The sequence below is a fragment of the Wolbachia endosymbiont of Pentidionis agamae genome (genome assembly GCF_036711655.1).
In the GTDB taxonomy this organism is placed as follows: Bacteria; Pseudomonadota; Alphaproteobacteria; order Rickettsiales; family Anaplasmataceae; genus JAZHPY01.
This window is the reverse complement of record NZ_JAZHPY010000002.1, coordinates 1-17,475: the sequence shown is the minus strand read 5'-3', so window position 1 is coordinate 17,475 and position 17,475 is coordinate 1. Positions and strand designations below refer to the sequence as shown.

Genomic DNA, 17,475 nt, shown 5'->3' with positions numbered 1-17,475 from the left:
CTTGACAAAAGCTAGGAAAACAAATAGAATAGAATTGATTATCAGCAATGATATGGATCTCATATTTTACCTTATAAATATAAGAGTGGCAAGTTTTTACTTGTCACTCTTATAAATTATGAGATTAGCTGAGTCTACGAGATATAAAGCTAGATAAGTCTTCAAAATCAAGCTCTACTAATCTTGATTTTGGTGCACACTGCTCAGGAAGTAAATCTTCAAAAGTAGCATCATCAATATTAGGTTTTCGTTGTTTTGATTTTTGTATAGGGCCACAGTTACTGTGCTCAATTATCTCAAACTTTTCTTCTGTGATGATGCAATCATTATTCTTAATTTTCTCCCATCCATCATTTTCAAAATCAGTAATGAATTCTTGCATCTTTTCCTTCATTCTACCATTTAAAACCGGCAGTATTTCTTTTTTATAATAGTTTATTATGTCTTTTCTTAAACTTTCATCAGGAATATGTGAAGCAAATTTATCAGCTGAAAATTCAACAAATGTTAATGCGAATTTCCAAAATTCATTATCCTTGTATAGTTCTGCTCGTTCCTTTAGATCTGGTAGCATATTTTGCACAGGCAGCTTTAATTCACTCTTTTCCCAATACATTGGGGAGAAGTATGTATATTGTATTGGTGCTAGATAAGAATAGTAAAACCATTCTATCTTTTTATTTATATAATTAAAAATTCCCATAATTACTCTCACTGTATAGTTATATATTTTTATATTAACATACAATATAGGTCTTTACAAGCTTTATCTTAATTTGGAGGTTATATGAAGAAAAAATATTCACAATTATCAGTAAAAAATATAGAAAAAATGGCATATTTTCTGGATATGCAAGTGTATTTAATGTTATTGATAAACAGAACGATATGCTTATTAAAGGAGCATTTCAAAATAGTTTGACTAGTAAAATAAAATTGCTTTGGCAGCACGATGCGAATGAACCAATAGGGAATATTATTGATGTTTATGAAGACGATTTTGGATTATATATCGTTGCATGTCTACTGCTCGCTATTCAAAAAGCCAAAGAGGTTTACGTAATGTTGAAGGCAGGAACGATAGATTCTCTTTCTATTGGATACATACCAATCCAGCATGAGATTGATCGCGTAACTGGTGCAAGAATACTTAAGCAAGTAGAGCTATTGGAGGTAAGCTTAGTTACCTTTCCTGCTAACCCCATTGCCCAAGTTATAAACGTAAAAGATCAAAATCAAGAATTGATAAATTCTATAGAAAGAGCACAAAATATTTTATGCGCGAGTAGTAACAAAGATATTCTACCATAAATTGAATAAAATATCGTTAATACTACTTGACATCTTAATTATTTAGATTAAATATAGAATATAAAATATAAATTTATATATTATTAATATTAATTTATATAATATTGTGTTGCTACATTTCTCCTTTGTAGTAGCATAACCAGACTTTCCTATGCCCTCAGGAAAGTCTAACCAAATTTTAGGAGAGAAAAAATTTTTTATTAAATATAAGAGGAATATTATGTCAACTAAAAAAGACAACAGTGTATCATGTGATATTGGTCCAGATGCACAACACAAAGAGAATTGGTTCAAAAAGTTTATCGATTGGTTATTAACACAAATTAGAAGCATATTTAAGAAAAAAACTGATAGGCCTGCATATAATACAGATAGACATAAATCACCAACTCAACCTGGGGAAGTTTCAAAAGATCAAGAAATACAACAACTAGAAGAACAGTTAGTAAAACTACAAGAAGAAAATGAAGCATTAAAGAAAGAAAAAGAGCAACTTGAAAGTGAGATACAGAAATTTCAAGATGAGTTAGATAGTTCAAAAGAGAGAGTTAATGCATTAGAAGAGAAATACAAAAAAATCTTGGAGACAAAACAGAAAGAATATAATGATATTGCTAATAAATTAGTGGAATTACAAAATGCTCTTGAGGAAAAAATCGAATCGTTAAAAACCTCAGAAAAGATAGTAAAGCGATTCGAAGAAAAATTACGGAATTTCGAAAAGCAAATTACTGAACTACAATCTAAAAACAGTGAATTAGAGATAGAAAAGCAGAGTTTAAAAAAAACTATTGATGACCTTATAAAAAATAAAGGAAATGAGACATCTGTATTAACTAAAAGTTTGAATGAAGCTAATGAGAAAAGTATGTCACTAGAAAGTGAAAATCAAAGACTAAAAAAGGAATTAGAACATTCTAAAAAAAATATAGATGTAGAAAAAAAGAATGTAGCAGAACTTCTGGGTCAGCTGAAAGAGTTAGATACAAAAAAATCAAAAATTATTAATCTCGAAAATCAATTACTAAGATTAAAACAAGAAAATAAAGAACTACAAAAAGAGTTAGAGAAAAGCGATAAGCAGAACAATCAGTTAAATGAAGAATACGGGCGAATCTTAGGAAAAAAAGATAATGACATGAATCAATTAAAAAGTGAGTTAAATAATCGTGATACTACTATACAAAAAAGTGAGCAATATGTGGAAGAATTACAAAAGAATCTTAAAAACAGAACAAGAACAGCTTAAAGAATTAGAAGAAGTTTCTAAAGAAAATGAACAAAGGTTACACAATCAAATAAAAGAAGTAAAAAGAGATTTAGATCATCAGAAAGCTGAATTAGCAAATAAGAATGATTTAGAAATTAAAATCGGGAAGTTGAAGGAAGAATTAAATGATGCTTTGCAGAAAAATAAAATATTAGAAGATGAAGTTAAAAAACTAGATAGTTGGGCTGTTAAATTACGTAGTAAACTAGATAAAAAGAAAGACGAGATAAAAGCAGCAGAAAAGCAATTAGCAGCATTAAAAAATACAAATAAAGAATATATTAGCAAATTAAGGTACCTTTTTGAAGCAATCTCTTATCTTAAAACTCAAGAAAAACTCTCTGACGGTGTGATTAAGCAACTCATGCTTTTTTCTGCATTTTTACAAGATCAATTACGACAAGAACATGAAAATAAACAATTGTCAATAGAACAAATAGATTCTATCTTAAGTGATAGCAAAGAAAAACAGCAACAACAAATTATCAGTAATCACAACGAGAAAGCAGAACCAGAGAATTATAGTGCAAATGAAACTAATAGTAGTATTGATGATCAATCTACAACAGGAAACATAACTCGTAATAATAGCAGTGCTAGCTTAAGTTCTACAAATTCAACTGATACTAAAACTTCTAAAAACAGTACTGCTAAACAATTTAAACATTTATTTAAAAATATACTTAATATAAATCTTAAAGGAAACATATCTAAAATAGATGAGGAACTAATAAAAAAATTTCCTGAATTAAAAGGAAGTGAAAACATTTGTTATTCAGTTGTAAGTAATATTATATGTGACATAAAAGAAGAAAATATTCTACTTAAAGAAGAAACATTACTTCATAAAATACATGATAATCTTTATGAAGTAGGAAAGGAAAAAATGCAGAGCGGTAAAGCAGGTAAAGTTGTAAAGGAAAAGTATTATTCGGTAAATGCATTATTAACTAATCCAAAAAGCACTTGTTCGGAAAAAGATCTATATAATCAATTAGAAAAATTTATAGCTGTATACTTAAAAGAATTAAAGATTAAAGATGATAAAAATAAACAAGCTAAGGAATTGTGCAAGTCTATAATTGAAGATTTTAATGATAAGAAATCTGACAAAAAAGAAGAACATGCTTCTTTATTAAGAGAGACTATGATAAAAACATTATCAAACCATTGGTGGTCAAAAGAATCTACTGAACTATTTGCAAAAAAAATATTAAATTTATTAGAAAAAGATAAAATAGTATCTGTTGATAACAATAATGGTGAATATCGACTGAATCCAAAGGTTTTTGAAGAAAGCATGAAACCAGGTACAAGCGTAGGTAATGTTAGTATAACTTCAACTACATCACACAGTAGACAAGGAGGAAAATTTGCCAATTCACTTAATAGATCTACTACTGCGTATAATAAATAGGAAATAATTTTTTTGTACTAAACCCCTTTCAGAATTGGTGTGAGTCAATGAGTATCATATAATACATCTGAAAGAGGTCTGTTGATTATAGGTAGTCAATTACTTATAATCAAGTTTATAATTTTATGAAATTTAAGTATGATTAATAGTTTAATTAACCGTTTCCTTGCAATTCTTTCTTCCATTTCATCTTTAATGGTTACTCAGAATGTAAAAAAAGATGAAAATGGCATATGTTATGTTACAGGCATGAGGCGTTATTTATCTATATTACTTGATCTTATGATTATAGTATTGCTACTTTATTTTTTTGGTTATGCAGTACATTACATAACTCTAACTTTATTCGATAAAGAAATACTAAGCCAAGCATTAGCTAAGTTTCCGATGCAAGTACCTCTTTCTTTTGAGGAAGAAACAGCACTGAATCAGTTTATAAAGTGCAATATACTAAACCAAGTTATGCAGCTCCTAATGCTCTCTAGTTATGTAACGTACACATGGGTAAAATTATCTGCAACACCTGGAAAATTAATTTTTGGATTAAGGGTTGTAGATTCAGTAACATTTGAAAAAATAACATTTAAACAAGCAATAAAGAGGTTTTTTGCTTTTATCCTATCAGTTGTACCATTATTCTTAGGTTTTTTTATGTCACATTTTAATAAGCGTTGTCAAACTTGGCACGATAAAATTGCTAGCACCGTAGTTGTGACAAATAAAAGTTTAATATATTTCAAGAATCATGAGTAGCGCACAAACTTTGTAGTATTACCACCATCACGTTGAGTATAAGATAAAGCAGTGTTAATTTTTCTGAATAATTCAATAATATTAACTTCAAAATCAATATTTGTGTAACCTATAGATATGGTTTGTAAGTTTCGCTCAAGCAACTGCTTGTTAATTGCAGAGTGAAGACGCTCAACTACTTGTTGTGAATCACTTGGGCTACATTTTACTAACACAAAAATCATTTTTTCATAGTCTATATATCCCAAAAAGTCATCACTACGACTATTTTTATAAAAATACTCTACAATAATTCCGAATACAATCTCAGTATTATCACTCTTTACAAAATCTAAGCTCATAATGCCTACAACTAGATTAATTTTATATTTAGAAGCAAATTTTAGCATAACCTCTAGCTCTAATATAGAAGAATAGTTATCTAATATATTGAGTGAACTATGATATTTATATTTTTTATTGACATGCTCAAGGTACTGATTTCTAAAAATATTTAATTGATGCAAATTACTAATATTACGTATTAGTAGTTCATAGCTTACTCTGCTATAAACTAGCTGTGCAGTACGAAAAATTTTTACTTTTACTCTGATGTTTTGCCCCGTTTTTGAAACTAAACAGAAATCTATAATTTTAGAAAGTACATCAGATAGGTCTTGATTATTATTAGTGTAATCAAGATAGTCGTTTATGCAATTTGCTACTTTCTTACTCAGGATATAAACTAGAGGTTCATTTACTAATTCGTCTTTACTATATTCTAATAAATTTTCTGCAGCTTGATTAAGGTCAGATATTTTTACAACTTTTTCTTCATTATCCTGAAAAACTGAAATCACTATGTCATCTTTCCTTTTTACCGTAACAAAGTCGTTCATAATTTTACGTATCATATTGAATCTAGTATTTATAGTAATAACATAATATTAAATTTTGCTTACTTTGATATGCAAATTAAGTATAAATCATAAGAATAACTACTAAGATTTTTAAATAAAGATTTTCATTATTTACTAAGAACAAAATGATCCCAGTGTGATTCGAACACACGACCTACTGATTAAGAGTCAGCTGCTCTACCAGCTGAGCTATGGGATCTCTTTATATAGTGATCCCGGCGCGAATCGAACGCGCGACACCTTGATTAAAAGTCAAGTGCTCTACCGACTGAGCTACAGGATCTATTTTATAAAATACACTATTTATTAAGCTTAATCAAACCAAAACTTATGCGTGTAGAAAATAAATTGCGTAATAAACATTACTGAATTACACTCTTTTAATAATTTTATTTATCCATATGATTAACCTAAAAGAATTCATAGAACAAAATTCAATAAATTTTTTTAAATTTCATTTTACAGATTTATTTGGAAAGTTTTGTGGTATTGCATATGATATAAATAAAATAAATGGTTCCATTTTTACTGATGGTATTACTTATTATGAGAAGGAACTACAAGAAAATATAGTAATCGCTCCTGATATAAACACAATATTTAGTGATCCATTTTGTGCTCAACCAACAGCTTCAGTATTATGCAATGTGATGACATGTGGTAAAAGGGAATTTTATGATTCAAGGTCGATTGCGAAAAAAGCTCTTGACTATATAAGTTTCACCAAAACTCTAGAAAAGATACAATTTGATTTTGAAATAGAATTTTTCATTTTTGATGAAATCAAGTTAAAGATTGATCCATATATTTCTCATGTTAGTTTTACTCCTGTAGATAGCAGCACAAATAGATATAATAATCGTAAATACTGTAAAAATTATCCTCTTTCTTCACTAGATCTAATACATGATATAAGGTCAGAAATGCTATCAATGCTGGGGGAAGCAGGCATTAAATCACCACTATGCCATCAAAAAATTACATCCTCTAGACACTCAATTAGAGTAAATTCAGATAATTTTTTTAATACTGCGGATTATATACAAAAATCTAAATATGTAATACATAACGTTGCTCACTCTTACGGTAAATCTGCAATTTTTATGCCTAAGCCACTAATTGAAGAAGAAGGATGCAGCTTGCATCTTTACTGTTCACTACTTCAAGCGAATAATGAAATGCACTATATGGGTGGTATAAAAAAACATATAAAGGCGATTAATGCATTTAGTAATCCAATGACAAATAGTTACAAGAGGCTTATGGAGTTAGATGATACATCATACGATGCAAGTGCCGATATAAAATTATCTTTTCCTGATCCATCAGCAAACCCTTACCTTTTTCTTGCTGCACAACTTATGGCAGGAATTGATGGTATAGAAAACAAAATAGACCCTAAAACTGTAACTGAAGTAAAAGCGGCAACATCTCTGCAAGAAGCATTAGAATCTTTGAATCACGATAGAAAATTTTTACTCAAAGGTGAAGTATTTACTGACCAATGCATTGATTATTATATAAAAATGAAAAGTGAAGAAATAAAAAAATTAAATATGACTACTCACCCTGTTGAATTTTTAAACTACTATAATAATTTTTAATGTTTTTTATAATATGCAGAAGCTTTTAGAAAGTTTTATACAAATCAACTCTATTGCGTAGTTATCAATAAATTGATAATCTAGTAAATATCGGGGCGTGGCGCAGTTTGGCTAGCGCACTTGGTTTGGGACCAAGGGGTCGGGAGTTCAAATCTCTCCGCCCCGATGTTATATGTAATTTACTAAAATCAGTGTGAGATTGACCAATATTCAAAAAGCAATACTGTCAGGCATAATTTGCAACATGATTGTATGGTATGAAATGACACTGTTTGGAGTGTCAGTCAATATATTAAGTAATGTTTTTTTTCCTTCAGAAAGTCATTACTCAAGTACAACTAAGTTTCTTGTTACTATCGCAGTTGGCTTTGGATTCAGACCAATTGGTGCACTAATCTTTGGATATGTAAGTGACAGATATGGAAGAAAGAAAATGTTGCTTTTATCAGTAATACTAGTTTCAATACCGTCTACTATCATCGGAATTATACCTAGTTATAAAGAGATTGGCATATTATCTCCTGTCTTACTTGTATTTTGTCGAATAATACAGGGGACAGCTGCAGGAGGAGAACTTGGTATCAACTCAGCTTTTTTAATAGAAAGTTCAAAAAGTAAAAAAAATTTGGGGTTTTTGGGTAGTCTCAAAGCTTTTAGTGGTGGGCTTGGCTCAGTTTTATGCTTTATAATGATATCTATATGTCAAAATTTTACTAATGAAAATTATGAAATTTGGGGTTGGAGGTTACTTTTTTATTTCTGTTTTTTCATGGGTATAATAGGATTTCTTATGAGATATATAATGGAGGAAAGCCTAGCATATAAAACCCATAAAACTCGTGGTGATTTATCAAATTCACCATTTCTAGAATTAATAAAAGATCATAAAAGAGCCTTTATTCTTTCAATTGGGCTTGGTATTGCTCAAAACTCAATAGTTTACTCAGTGATAATGTCTTATAATATCTATATTAAAGAATTAATCCTTTTTGGTTTTGATATTAAAAATTTATTGAGAATTATAGTGGATATTATATTCGGAATATTTGCAGTACTTTTTGCAACTCTGTCAGATAAAATAGGCAGAAAAAATGTTATGATTCCTGTGCTCATTATATTAATTTTTATTAGTTTACCAGTATTTCTGGTTATGCATTCAAACAATCACTACATTATAATTTTTACCTATATGCTATTTAGCATACCAATAGCTGCATCTTTTGGAGTGTATAATGCTATCATCTCAGAGCTATTTCCAACAAAGGTTAGATGTACTGGCTTTAGCCTAGCTAATAATATATCTGCAGGAGTTTTTGGAGGTATTTCTCCATATATATGTATGTGGCTTATAAAACAAACTGGAACAGAATTTTCATCTGGTATTTACCTTGTTATTTGTGCATTAATTAGTTTTATATCTATACTACAAATAAAACCCCAAGATAAAAAAATTGATTGGTAATTGATTGGTAAAAGTACTTTAAATGGTATTAGGAAATAAATGTAGGGCATTATCGCATTTATCATACTTTATTTCCAATCCTTTTCAAATATAGTAATACCTTGACCTGTAAGAGGATGACTGATTAATTGTTTGAGTACTTTTGTCGGTACTGTGACTGATTGTGCTCCAAGCTTTGCGGATTCAGTAACATGAAGTGAACTCCTCACTGAAGCAACAAGTACTTTTGTGCTAAAATTATAATTAGAGTATATAGTACATATCTCCTCTATTAAGGATAATCCATCACAACTTATATCATCTAAACGTCCAACAAATGGAGAAATAAAATGAGCACCAGATTTAGCAGCAAGTAATGCCTGCCCAGAAGAAAAACATAAAGTTACATTGACGTCTATATTATGTTTCACAGATAAAATTTTACATGCAAGCAATCCATCATAAGTAAGTGGTAATTTTATAACAACATTGCTTGAAATTTTTGCTAACCTAAGACCTTCCTTGACCATATCCTCACAAAAATCTGCAATAACTTCAACACTCACTGGACCTTTTATAGTTTTACATATTTCATGTACTAAGTCTTCATACTTATCTTTATGCCCTGATTTTGCTATGAGCGAAGGGTTAGTTGTGATGCCATCAATAAACTCCTTAAACTCCTTAATATCGTCAAGGCTTACACTGTCAAGAAAGATTTCCATGTTATTCTCGTTCAATATATTTTAAGTATACATTAGTAGCATTATTTTTTAGTAGAGATTCATCATGAATTAAACATGTGAACTTCATTAACTATTATTTCACAGAAGTTGTTTATAACTTTTAATATTCCACTACTAATTACAATTTTTTGTTCTATCTTATTTAAAGTTTTTATAGTAATGATTCCAGGTAGAGCATAAATTAGATAAGGGGCATGATCTGCTAGAATCATAAACTCTCCATCTCGCCCATTAACTAAAATAGATAAAACATCATTAAATACAAATTGATCATCAGGGGAAATAAATTGCACTTTAAAAGTATTCATGAAACTCAGTTTTTATTTTCAACCTTCATTAGCTTAGATTTTTCTACTGCTTCATTTACGCTCCCTACCATATAAAAAGCAGCTTCCGGTAAATCATCATATTTACCTTCAACAATTCCTTTAAAACTAGAGATAGTATCAGAAAGACTCACAAATTTACCTGACATACCAGTAAATACTTCAGCAACGTGGAAAGGTTGTGAAAGAAATCTTTGAATTTTACGTGCTCTATTTACAGTTAGTTTATCCTCATCGGAAAGCTCATCCATACCAAGTATAGCAATAATATCTTGTAAAGACTTATAATTTTGTAAAATTCTCTTTACATCTGAAGCAACTTTATAGTGCTCTTCACCTATTACATCAGGTGACAAGGATTGAGAAGTTGAGTCTAAAGGATCAATAGCAGGATATATACCAATTTCAGCAATCTGCCTAGATAGCACTGTAGTTGCATCTAAATGAGAAAACGTAGTAGCTGATGCAGGATCAGTTAGATCATCTGCAGGAACATATATAGCTTGCACAGAGGTAATTGAACCAGATACAGTTGATGCTATTCTTTCTTGCATTATGCCCATATCTGTTGCAAGTGTCGGTTGATATCCAACAGCTGAAGGTATTCTTCCAAGTAAAGCAGAAATTTCAGAACCAGCTTGAGTAAATCTGAAAATATTATCAACAAAAAATAACACATCTTGATGTTCTTGATCTCGAAAGTACTCAGCCATGGTCAGTGCTGTTAGTACAACTCTAGCCCTTGCTCCTGGAGGCTCACCCATTTGACCATAAACTAAAACGGCCCTGGACTTTTCATGCTCATCAATATCTATAACTTTAGAAGTAATCATTTCATGATATAAATCATTACCTTCACGTGTTCTTTCACCAACTCCTGCAAAGACGGAAAACCCTTTATGAGCTTTTGCAATGTTATTTATTAATTCCATGATTAAAACTGTTTTACCAACTCCAGCACCTCCAAACAAACCTATTTTCCCTCCTTTTGAATATGGTGCTAGTAAGTCTATAACCTTTATTCCTGTAACTAATACTTCATTTTGTATTTTTTGCTCAGTAAAAGAAGGTGATTTTTTATATATCTCTTGTAAGCTATACTCTCCTTTTAATGGTCCACACTCATCTATAACTTCTCCAACAACATTGAAAATTCTACCTAAAGTTGCACGCCCCACAGCTACTGAAATTGGAGCACCAGTATCAATAAATTCATCACCTCTTGAAATTCCATCAGTACTGTCCATAGCAATACAACGAACAACATTATCTCCTACATGTTGTGCAATCTCTAATGTCAACTCTCTTTTATTATACTTTGACTTACTCCTTAGAGCATTTAATATTTTTGGTAATTCTTTTTCAAATTCTAAATCAACTGTAGCCTGAGTTACCTTAACTACTTTACCTATATTTTCTACCATTTGTACCTTTAGCCTTTACAATACGTAAACTAAAATTTTATCTTATACTACCTATAATAAATTACAAGATAAAATGTAATTGTTCTAGTCAAGATCAAGACTTCAATACACAAATAGAACACTTATTCTAATATAGACAACTACCTCAGAGCATATCTTAAAACTCAAAAATGAACTAATTTGTGAAGCATAATAACTCCAACTATGGGTTGGCCAACAAAGGAAGTATAGAAATAGAGGGTTTTTGTGGTTAGATTAGCCTTGCTAAAGCTACATCCAGATCAGAAATTAAATCATCAGGGTCTTCTAGACCACAAAATATTCTTATATAACTTCTATTATAATCAGGTGGCATAACAGATCTTGGCATATGTTTATGATCTATTGGCAGTACTAAACTATCACATCCTCCCCATGAAACTCCTATACCAAAAATTTTCATATGATCAACAATATTACTTAATTCTTTTTCTGAATATTTTCGATCAAGCACTATGCTAAATAAACCTCCTGCTCCCTTGAAATAATTTTTCCATAATGTATGCTGAGGAAACGAAGGTAGTGGAGGATATAAAACATGACTAACTTTTGGATGCGTATTTAGCCATTTTGCTACCTTAATTGCTGTGCTCTGATGCTGCTTAATACGTATCCATAATGTTTTTAGTCCCCTGTGAGCTAAGTAACAATTATGTGATTGTACAGTTATTCCATAGTTCTTATAACTTTCATAAAGTAAATTTAAAATTTTACCTTCAGCAAGAATGGCTCCCATACGCAAATCAGAATGACCGGCTAAATATTTAGTCACAGAATATAGTGCAATATCAACTCCATAGTCTAGAGGCTTAAATAACAAAGGAGTTGCCCATGAATTATCACAAACAGTAGAAATACCATACTTTCTCGCAACTTTTACTATATGTTCTATATTTGCAATTTCAAAAGTAACAGAACCTGGTGTTTCAATCATTATGAGTGATGTATTATCACGAATAAGATGAACTATATCCTGAGTTGGATCATAAAAAGTTACATCTATACTTCTATTTGACAACTCACTCTCAGCAAACTTTTTTAACCTATAGTAGCTATTGTCTTGTATTAAAATATGAGAACCAGCTTTACTAAAAGTCAAAATAACAAAAGTAAGAGCAAATAAACCAGAAGGGTAAATTAATGCTTGACCCCTTCCTTCAATTTTACCAAGCGCATCTGCAAAACATTGAATGGTAGGGTTGCTTGCGTCACCGTAGCTACAATCTATTTTATGAGCTGTACTTTTTCCATCTCTTGCATTCAAATAGTCTTTATAAGTAGAAAAGAGTATAGTAGAGGAATGATAAACTGGAGGATTTATAGAACCTTTATAATCTTTAAATTCCCTTCCTGCTTTAATTACTAGAGATTTTTCCTTCACACTCTATTTTTTATTTTGTATTCAGCTTGTGTATATAATAAAAGAGAAATTGCATGTATAAGTTTTACTTCATCTTTTAATAATTCATAAAGCAACTTATGTCTCTTGAAAATACTCATTCCTATGAAATCATCAGATATTAATATTAACTTAATATGCGAAGGCAATGTAGAAGACGAAGAAAAATAATGATCTGCATGTTTTTCTGATTCATCAATAATATTTATACTGACTACATTAATTGAGCTAATTATTTTTTCTTTTATTAACTGTATCATTTCTATATAAAGATTCCGCTAAATTTTTATAAAAAAACAAGATATATAATGTTAATTATTATAGTTAAATAAATCAACCTCAATATTTTTTGTGATAAAACTTAAAATATGCTTTACTCCTTTCATATTATTTTACTAGATTTTAGTATGGTTAAAGAGGTCTATTTTCCATTGCAGCAACCTTTTCAGGACATACAATACTCCACAAAATACCTCAATAAGTTTTCTTGGTCTTGTTTTTTCTACTATTTTCCAAAATTGCTCTGATTTTTTCAAGTTGCTTTCGACTTACATCACTTGGATAACTTTTTCGCATAGATATACCTCATTTTTAATATGTGCTTATTTTATCTACTCTATCCGAGATTCAAAACAGGTTCTTATACTTTCTTTGCGTGCTAACCTGAGATGTAGGTTGAAAGATAAATAAATATCACAATACTTTCCGTGTATGAGCAAAGTTATATATGGAGTATTTTTTCCTTATCATCTGTTAAACAGAGTTTTGTATTTATTTTTCAGTTCAGTTCAGCCTATTTATTGACACAGATTAAAATAGTACTTATAATTAAAATTTTATTACGTTTCAAGTTTATATGTTTGCAGTTATAAAAACTGGAGGTAAGCAGTATTTAATACGTAAAGGTAGCGTATTAAAGGTAGAAAAGTTAGATGCTGAGGTTGGTAAGGTAGTGGAGCTCAATAAAGTTATATGCTTTCAATCTGCTTTAAATGAAGATTTATCTATTTCTAATAGTGCTGTTGTTAAAGCTGAAGTATTGGAGCAGCGCAGAGATAAAAAAATAATCATATTTAAGAAAAGAAGAAGGAAAAATTATAGAAGAAAAAATGGTCATAGGCAGTACATTACTGTTCTTCGTATTAATGAAATTGTTCTTTAGGGGTATATATGGCTACAAAAAAAGCTGGTGGTAGCTCGTGTAATGGCCGAGATTCGATAGGGCGTAGATTAGGAATAAAAAGAAATGGTAAGGTTTTTCCAGGCAATATTATTGTTCGTCAGAGAGGCACAAAGTTTTATCCTGGCAAAAATGTTGGAATTGGTAAAGATCACACAATTTTTGCTAAAGTAGAGGGCTGTGTTAATTTTAGAAGGTCATCGAACAAGAAAATTTTTATTGACATTATTTCAGCTCAAGTTTTAGCTTAAATATAACCTTACGGGTCTGTAGCTCAGGTGGTTAGAGCGCACGTCTGATAAGCGTGAGGTCGGAAGTTCAACTCTTCCCAGGCCCACCAAACCATTTATTCGTGAACTTCTCTCCATGCTAATTTTAATATAACGCAAAACCCGCCATAATAGCCAGTTTAACCCATTTTCTATTCTCAACTTACCCTTTTTCTGAACCACATTCCTTTAATTTTCTTTATACTATGTGTAAAGCGAGTGTAATTTATAATGAAGTAACCGAGAAATTGGAAGACGTAGATAAAGAACAAATCAAGGAGTATTTGATCAGGAATACTTTGTTTCCAAAAATTGGGGAAAAATTAAATAATAAAGAGATTGTAAACTCAAAATTTTATTTAGAAAGTGCGTAGAAGTATAGTGAAAAATTTACTAAAGTTATATAAGATATTTAGACTATGGCATAGGCAGTCAATAACATCTTTTTTATATTGGAAAGATCGCAAGTTGAAAAAATTAAAATTGAAGAAGCTGTTAAACTTAATTTATATTTTTTAACTTAAATTCAGTGTTAGTAAAAATCATCTATTGATAGACTTTACTTTAGATTTCAGTTTTGTTATTAATTTGCTCTAATTTTTCCTCAATCCTCAATTAGGTATTGGTATTTATATTAACAATATATCACTAAAATACATCAAATACAGCATTTTTATCACATGAACAAACAAATAGTTTACCTCCTTTTGCCTTCTTTTTAGCTTCTAGTATGGTTATGTAATAGGCCTATTGCCTAAAAATAAGTTTGAGATTGAGCATAGTAGACACAGATCTCTGTGAATTTTTTTACATCGTTTCTATACTAGTTTCTTACTCTATACAACCTAAAAAGGCTAGCATTTCACTAATTTATTTCACGCAGTAATCCGGAATTGGGGTTATAACAAGGTGTTTATAAAAAATATGGTTAAAAGGTAAAGTGGCTGAGGAGGGACTTGAACCCACGACCAAGAGATTATGATCCTCCTGCTCTACCAACTGAGCTACTCAGCCTCTATTTAAAAACTTTATTATATATATAGTTTACGTATTTTATATAGTACGTGAAATCAAATAACGATTCAAGCTTTTTTAATGTTATGAGTTCAGCTAAGAATTTATCTTGTTTTAATTCAGCAAGAAAATCACTATTATTTTTTTTAACTTTCATAGCATTATTCTGCACAATCTCATATGCTTTTTCTCTTGTTAAGCCTGAGTCTATAAGTTCAAGTAATACTCGTTGTGAAAAAATTAAACCTCTTGAACAATGTAGATTTTTTTCAATATTTTCCTCATTAATAACCATTTTTTCTATTAGATCTGTGAGGCGAGTCAAAGCAAAATTCATTGCTATACATGCATCAGGAGCAATGCACCTTTCAACAGATGAATGCGATATATCTCTCTCATGCCATAATGCAATATTTTCTAGCGCAGGAAACACATAACTACGTATTAAACGTGATAACCCTGTTAAATTCTCACTTAAAATAGGATTACATTTATGTGGCATAGCAGAACTACCTTTTTGTCCAACATCAAAATATTCAGATACTTCATTAATCTCAGTTCTTTGCAGGTGACGAATTTCAATTGCAATATTTTCTATAGAACTAGCAATAATTCCTAAAGTTGAAAAAAACACCGCATATCTATCTCGTGGAATTACTTGTGAGGATATTGTTTCAGAAATAAGCCCCATACCTTTTGCTACATACTCTTCTACATATGGCTCTATATGTGCAAAGTTACCAACAGCACCTGATACTTTACAAATTGAAATTTCTTTTTGTGCAGTACCTAACCTTTGATAATGACGTTCAAATTCAGCATAAAATCTAGCAAATTTTATCCCAAGGGTCATTGGCTCTGCATGCATCCCGTGACTGCGTCCAACACATAAAGTATCTTTATAATCAAAGGCCTTTTTTTTCAATGCTATAAGTAAATCTTCTATGTTCTTTAATAAAATGCTAGCTGACTCTTTCAGCTGTACAGAAAAGGTAGTATCTAAGATATCAGAACTGGTCATTCCATAATGAAGGTAACGTATATCAATTCCCATTTCTTCGGCAATATAAGTTAAAAAGGCAATCACATCATGCTTTACTATGGATTCAATTTCGTTAATACGCTCAACATTATAGCTTATAATACCAGAAAGCTTTTCAATTACACTCTTTGGAATTACTTGCAACTTCACTTGAGCTTCACAAGCCAATTTTTCTATTTTAAACCATATATTGAACTTATTATTTTCCCCCCAGATAGAAGATATTTCCTTACGGCTATAACGAGGAATCATAACATCTCTAGAAAATCTTCAAATATGATAATTCCAATAGCATTACTCCGCATCTTCTGAAGCTTTTTCTGAATCCTGCAACTTGACCTTCTTGAGGGCAATTGCATCTACTTCAGATCTTACCACATATATAGTAATTGGCACTATTACTTCACTATGTAATTCCACACTTACTTGATATTCACCTAAACTTTTTATACTTATTCCATTAAAAGACAAGATCCTATGATTTATTTCATACCCTTCACTAGATAAAATTTTCGCAATTTCACGTGTAGTTACAGAACCAAAAATCTTTCTATCTTCTGAAGCTTGCCTAACTAATACAACAAACTTACCATCTAACGATACTGCAATCTTATTCGCTAAGTCTAACTTTTGTTCATTTTCTTCTTCGAGAAGTAAACGTTTATTCTCTAATTGTGCCATATTTTCCTTAGTAGCTCTAACTGCTTTTTTTTGTGGAAAAAGAAAATTGCGTGCATAACCAGGCTTAACTTTAACAACTTCACCAAGCCTACCTAAAGCTTTAATATTTTCTTTTAAAATTATTAACATGTGTCACCTATATTTTTTCAGTACAGTAAGAAAGAAGTGCTAGATAGCGAGCTCTTTTAATTGCCTTAGCTAACATCCTTTGTTTTTTTGCACAAACTCCTGTTAACCTTTTTGGTAATATCCTCCCATAATCGGAGGTAAACTTAGACAACAAACTTTTATTTTTATAATCTATATCATCTTTTGAATGTGAAATTAAAGCACAAACCTTAGTATGCCTAAAAATAGATCTATTGTTAGAATAGAGGCCAAAAACACCTTTGTTATTTTTTCTTTTTGTGCTACTTATCTTACTCTTCATGTTTATTACTCTCCATATATGTAGTATCCTCAAATACTTTATCTACTTGAACATTAAGATATCGAATGATATCTTCATTTAAATTAGCTCTACGTTTAAACTCATTTATAATATTTACTGCAGAACTTATACAAAGAACACAGTAATGCCCTTTTTTCATCTTGTTTATAGGATAAGCAAAGTCTAGAAGACCCCAATACTCATACTTAATTAACCCGGAAGTTGTAATA

The 17,475-nt window shown here is 30.4% G+C and carries 19 protein-coding genes, 5 tRNA genes and 2 pseudogenes; 11 read left to right on the top strand and 15 right to left on the bottom strand.

Features of this window, described 5'->3' with window-relative positions:
* Positions 1-124: 124 nt before the first annotated feature.
* Complete coding sequence (locus V6U76_RS00345) at positions 125-616, bottom strand: hypothetical protein (protein ID WP_333023003.1); 492 nt, start codon at positions 614-616, stop codon at positions 125-127.
* 272 nt (positions 617-888) lie between these two features.
* Here V6U76_RS00345 and V6U76_RS00340 point away from each other — a divergent pair, with 272 nt between their 5' ends.
* The 4 genes from V6U76_RS00340 to V6U76_RS00325 all read left to right on the top strand — a co-directional run bounded on the left by V6U76_RS00340 (position 889) and on the right by V6U76_RS00325 (position 4,751).
* Positions 889-1,311, top strand: a complete 423-nt coding sequence (locus V6U76_RS00340) for an HK97 family phage prohead protease (RefSeq protein WP_333023001.1) — start codon at positions 889-891, stop codon at positions 1,309-1,311.
* Between the two features lie 220 nt (positions 1,312-1,531).
* Positions 1,532-2,560 carry a coiled-coil domain-containing protein gene (locus V6U76_RS00335; protein WP_333023000.1) on the top strand — a complete coding sequence of 343 codons (1,029 nt, stop codon included), beginning with the start codon at positions 1,532-1,534 and terminating at the stop codon, positions 2,558-2,560.
* Positions 2,511-3,998: a coiled-coil domain-containing protein gene (locus V6U76_RS00330; RefSeq protein WP_333022999.1), complete on the top strand. Its 1,488-nt coding sequence runs from the start codon at positions 2,511-2,513 to the stop codon at positions 3,996-3,998. The genes V6U76_RS00335 and V6U76_RS00330 overlap by 50 nt, the downstream gene beginning before the upstream one ends.
* Positions 3,999-4,136: 138 nt before the next feature.
* Positions 4,137-4,751: an RDD family protein gene (locus V6U76_RS00325; protein ID WP_333022997.1), complete on the top strand. Its 615-nt coding sequence runs from the start codon at positions 4,137-4,139 to the stop codon at positions 4,749-4,751.
* Here V6U76_RS00325 and V6U76_RS00320 read toward each other — a convergent pair.
* The 3 genes from V6U76_RS00320 to V6U76_RS00310 form a co-directional block, all read right to left on the bottom strand.
* Positions 4,742-5,629 carry a hypothetical protein gene (locus tag V6U76_RS00320; RefSeq protein WP_333022995.1) on the bottom strand — a complete coding sequence of 296 codons (888 nt, stop codon included), beginning with the start codon at positions 5,627-5,629 and terminating at the stop codon, positions 4,742-4,744. The two genes, V6U76_RS00325 and V6U76_RS00320, sit on opposite strands and share 10 nt — an antisense overlap.
* 147 nt (positions 5,630-5,776) lie before the next feature.
* A tRNA-Lys gene (locus V6U76_RS00315) sits at positions 5,777-5,849 on the bottom strand.
* 11 nt (positions 5,850-5,860) lie between these two features.
* Positions 5,861-5,933: transfer RNA gene (locus tag V6U76_RS00310), tRNA-Lys, on the bottom strand.
* 118 nt (positions 5,934-6,051) lie between these two features.
* Between V6U76_RS00310 and V6U76_RS00305 the strand changes: the two genes are divergently transcribed.
* From V6U76_RS00305 to V6U76_RS00295, 3 genes are all read left to right on the top strand, one after another.
* Positions 6,052-7,254, top strand: coding sequence for a glutamine synthetase family protein (locus tag V6U76_RS00305; protein ID WP_333022994.1), 1,203 nt, complete (start codon positions 6,052-6,054; stop codon positions 7,252-7,254).
* A gap of 91 nt (positions 7,255-7,345) precedes the next feature.
* Positions 7,346-7,420, top strand: a tRNA-Pro gene (locus V6U76_RS00300).
* Positions 7,421-7,453: 33 nt separating this feature from the next.
* Positions 7,454-8,716: an MFS transporter gene (locus V6U76_RS00295; protein WP_333022992.1), complete on the top strand. Its 1,263-nt coding sequence runs from the start codon at positions 7,454-7,456 to the stop codon at positions 8,714-8,716.
* 68 nt (positions 8,717-8,784) lie between these two features.
* Here V6U76_RS00295 and V6U76_RS00290 read toward each other — a convergent pair whose 3' ends face one another.
* The 6 genes and pseudogenes from V6U76_RS00290 to V6U76_RS00265 form a co-directional block, all read right to left on the bottom strand.
* Positions 8,785-9,420, bottom strand: coding sequence for a transaldolase family protein (locus tag V6U76_RS00290; RefSeq protein WP_333022990.1), 636 nt, complete (start codon positions 9,418-9,420; stop codon positions 8,785-8,787).
* Between the two features lie 62 nt (positions 9,421-9,482).
* Entirely contained in the window at positions 9,483-9,749 is a 267-nt protein-coding gene (locus V6U76_RS00285) for a FoF1 ATP synthase subunit delta/epsilon (RefSeq protein WP_333022988.1), read from the bottom strand.
* A 5-nt stretch (positions 9,750-9,754) separates the two neighbouring features.
* Complete coding sequence (gene atpD, locus V6U76_RS00280) at positions 9,755-11,191, bottom strand: F0F1 ATP synthase subunit beta (RefSeq protein ID WP_333022986.1); 1,437 nt, start codon at positions 11,189-11,191, stop codon at positions 9,755-9,757.
* A gap of 250 nt (positions 11,192-11,441) precedes the next feature.
* Positions 11,442-12,611, bottom strand: a complete 1,170-nt coding sequence (locus V6U76_RS00275; RefSeq protein ID WP_333022984.1) for a trans-sulfuration enzyme family protein — start codon at positions 12,609-12,611, stop codon at positions 11,442-11,444.
* On the bottom strand, positions 12,608-12,889 hold the full coding sequence (locus tag V6U76_RS00270) for a BolA family protein (protein WP_408647391.1): 282 nt from the start codon (positions 12,887-12,889) through the stop codon (positions 12,608-12,610). Before V6U76_RS00270 ends, V6U76_RS00275 begins: the two co-directional genes overlap by 4 nt.
* A gap of 165 nt (positions 12,890-13,054) precedes the next feature.
* Positions 13,055-13,205: pseudogene (locus V6U76_RS00265) on the bottom strand (IS5/IS1182 family transposase); the annotation flags it as partial.
* 280 nt (positions 13,206-13,485) lie between these two features.
* Here V6U76_RS00265 and rplU point away from each other — a divergent pair.
* From rplU to V6U76_RS05660, 4 genes and pseudogenes are all read left to right on the top strand, one after another.
* Entirely contained in the window at positions 13,486-13,791 is a 306-nt protein-coding gene (rplU, locus tag V6U76_RS00260; protein WP_333022983.1) for a 50S ribosomal protein L21, read from the top strand.
* 8 nt (positions 13,792-13,799) lie between these two features.
* Positions 13,800-14,060: a 50S ribosomal protein L27 gene (gene rpmA, locus V6U76_RS00255; protein WP_333022982.1), complete on the top strand. Its 261-nt coding sequence runs from the start codon at positions 13,800-13,802 to the stop codon at positions 14,058-14,060.
* 12 nt (positions 14,061-14,072) lie between these two features.
* Positions 14,073-14,149, top strand: a tRNA-Ile gene (locus tag V6U76_RS00250).
* Positions 14,150-14,834: 685 nt separating this feature from the next.
* Positions 14,835-14,964, top strand: a pseudogene (locus V6U76_RS05660) (IS982 family transposase); the annotation flags it as partial.
* A gap of 55 nt (positions 14,965-15,019) precedes the next feature.
* Here the strand turns inward: V6U76_RS05660 and V6U76_RS00245 are convergent.
* The 5 genes from V6U76_RS00245 to rpsF form a co-directional block, all read right to left on the bottom strand.
* A tRNA-Met gene (locus V6U76_RS00245) sits at positions 15,020-15,092 on the bottom strand.
* A gap of 1 nt (position 15,093) precedes the next feature.
* Positions 15,094-16,386 carry an adenylosuccinate lyase gene (purB, locus tag V6U76_RS00240; protein WP_333022980.1) on the bottom strand — a complete coding sequence of 431 codons (1,293 nt, stop codon included), beginning with the start codon at positions 16,384-16,386 and terminating at the stop codon, positions 15,094-15,096.
* A 42-nt stretch (positions 16,387-16,428) separates the two neighbouring features.
* Positions 16,429-16,944, bottom strand: coding sequence for a 50S ribosomal protein L9 (gene rplI / locus V6U76_RS00235; RefSeq protein WP_333022978.1), 516 nt, complete (start codon positions 16,942-16,944; stop codon positions 16,429-16,431).
* Between the two features lie 7 nt (positions 16,945-16,951).
* Positions 16,952-17,245, bottom strand: a complete 294-nt coding sequence (rpsR, locus tag V6U76_RS00230) for a 30S ribosomal protein S18 (protein ID WP_333022976.1) — start codon at positions 17,243-17,245, stop codon at positions 16,952-16,954.
* A partial coding sequence (gene rpsF, locus V6U76_RS00225) for a 30S ribosomal protein S6 (RefSeq protein ID WP_333022974.1) occupies positions 17,235-17,475 on the bottom strand: 241 nt, incomplete at its 5' end. The genes rpsF and rpsR, both read right to left, overlap by 11 nt.

Excerpts from the sequence above, each read along its gene's own strand:
- V6U76_RS00345 (WP_333023003.1), bottom strand. The coding sequence starts at position 616 with ATGTATTGGGAAAAGAGTGAATTAAAGCTGCCTGTGCAAAATATGCTA.
- V6U76_RS00340 (WP_333023001.1), top strand. The coding sequence starts at position 889 with ATGCTTATTAAAGGAGCATTTCAAAATAGTTTGACTAGTAAAATAAAA.
- V6U76_RS00335 (WP_333023000.1), top strand. The coding sequence starts at position 1,532 with ATGTCAACTAAAAAAGACAACAGTGTATCATGTGATATTGGTCCAGAT.
- V6U76_RS00330 (WP_333022999.1), top strand. The coding sequence starts at position 2,511 with ATGTGGAAGAATTACAAAAGAATCTTAAAAACAGAACAAGAACAGCTT.
- V6U76_RS00325 (WP_333022997.1), top strand. The coding sequence starts at position 4,137 with ATGATTAATAGTTTAATTAACCGTTTCCTTGCAATTCTTTCTTCCATT.
- V6U76_RS00320 (WP_333022995.1), bottom strand. The coding sequence starts at position 5,629 with ATGAACGACTTTGTTACGGTAAAAAGGAAAGATGACATAGTGATTTCA.
- V6U76_RS00305 (WP_333022994.1), top strand. The coding sequence starts at position 6,052 with ATGATTAACCTAAAAGAATTCATAGAACAAAATTCAATAAATTTTTTT.
- V6U76_RS00290 (WP_333022990.1), bottom strand. The coding sequence starts at position 9,420 with ATGGAAATCTTTCTTGACAGTGTAAGCCTTGACGATATTAAGGAGTTT.
- V6U76_RS00285 (WP_333022988.1), bottom strand. The coding sequence starts at position 9,749 with ATGAATACTTTTAAAGTGCAATTTATTTCCCCTGATGATCAATTTGTA.
- atpD (WP_333022986.1), bottom strand. The coding sequence starts at position 11,191 with ATGGTAGAAAATATAGGTAAAGTAGTTAAGGTAACTCAGGCTACAGTT.
- V6U76_RS00270 (WP_408647391.1), bottom strand. The coding sequence starts at position 12,889 with ATGATACAGTTAATAAAAGAAAAAATAATTAGCTCAATTAATGTAGTC.
- rplU (WP_333022983.1), top strand. The coding sequence starts at position 13,486 with ATGTTTGCAGTTATAAAAACTGGAGGTAAGCAGTATTTAATACGTAAA.
- rpmA (WP_333022982.1), top strand. The coding sequence starts at position 13,800 with ATGGCTACAAAAAAAGCTGGTGGTAGCTCGTGTAATGGCCGAGATTCG.
- purB (WP_333022980.1), bottom strand. The coding sequence starts at position 16,386 with ATGATTCCTCGTTATAGCCGTAAGGAAATATCTTCTATCTGGGGGGAA.
- rplI (WP_333022978.1), bottom strand. The coding sequence starts at position 16,944 with ATGTTAATAATTTTAAAAGAAAATATTAAAGCTTTAGGTAGGCTTGGT.
- rpsR (WP_333022976.1), bottom strand. The coding sequence starts at position 17,245 with ATGAAGAGTAAGATAAGTAGCACAAAAAGAAAAAATAACAAAGGTGTT.